Source organism: Pseudomonas sp. 3JA (assembly GCF_036961705.1).
GTDB classification, from domain to species: Bacteria; Pseudomonadota; Gammaproteobacteria; order Pseudomonadales; family Pseudomonadaceae; genus Aquipseudomonas; species Aquipseudomonas fluorescens_Q.
In genome coordinates, this window is sequence record NZ_JBAMDJ010000103.1 from 1 (window position 1) to 969 (window position 969).

General features: G+C 55.5%; 1 protein-coding gene. It reads right to left on the reverse strand.

Features of this window, described 5'->3' with window-relative positions:
* Positions 1-31: 31 nt before the first annotated feature.
* Positions 32-969, reverse strand: a 938-nt coding sequence (locus V7773_RS30230; RefSeq protein WP_336076498.1) for an IS110 family transposase, incomplete at its 5' end; no start/stop codon positions are given.

Here is a 969-nt window from a genome sequence, read left to right on the forward strand (position 1 = left end):
TGTGGGAGATTCTATGGTGCAGGGCTACCCCCTAAATGCCTTTCGGTAAGTATTCGCTCTGGTTCTTCAGCAGGGCGAATACCACTCGGGCAAGCTTGCGGGCCAGTGCTACTAATGCTTCGGTTGTGCTGAGCCCCCGGGCCCTTAGTGCCTCATAAAAACCCTTCCATGCCGCTGTGCGCCTCGCCGACATCGCGGCGTTATGCATCAATCGACGGGCCTCTGGGTCACCTCGCTTAGACAGGCAGCGGCGTCCCTTCTTTTTCCCTGAGTCCGATATACGCAGGTCTAGGCCCAGAAAAGCGATGAAGGCATCGGCATTTCTGAAATCCCCACGCTGAAACGACGTGAGCAAACGGGCACCGTTCAACAGGCCAATGCCTTCGACTTTCATGCAACGCTTGAGCTGAGCGCCCAAGCCAGCGGCTTCCAACTGCGTCTGGATTGTTTTCTCGAGCAAGATCTCCAGTCGTTGCATGGCCTTTATCTGGTTCTCAAAGGCCCTTTTGAGCAACGGTTCGTTGGACCAACTTTGCTTGAGGCTGACACGCGCCTGGACCAAGGCTGCCCGACGCCGGAAGAGGCTTATAAGCCGGCAATACAAGGGCGATGGCGGGGTCCACGGGTGCAACTGGTGGCCTTCGTTGTTCAAGTAGCGAGCCAACAACCGAGCATCCAGCGCATCGGTTTTAGCGCGAACTTTCACACCTTTGCGGTAATGGCTGAGCTCGTAGCCGCCGATCATGTAGATCACACAGCCTTGCGCATAAGCCAGGTCGGCGAATTCCTGATGATAGATATTGGTGGCTTCGATGGCGACATCCACTGGCGCGGACAATTCCTTGAGCCACTTTTTGATCGCTGCCTTGGTGTTGGGGATCGCTTCCAGTCGATCTGTTTCTGCGTGATAAATCACCAACTCATCTTTGGCGACATCAACACCCACGATCGGCTTTGCGACAGAAACCG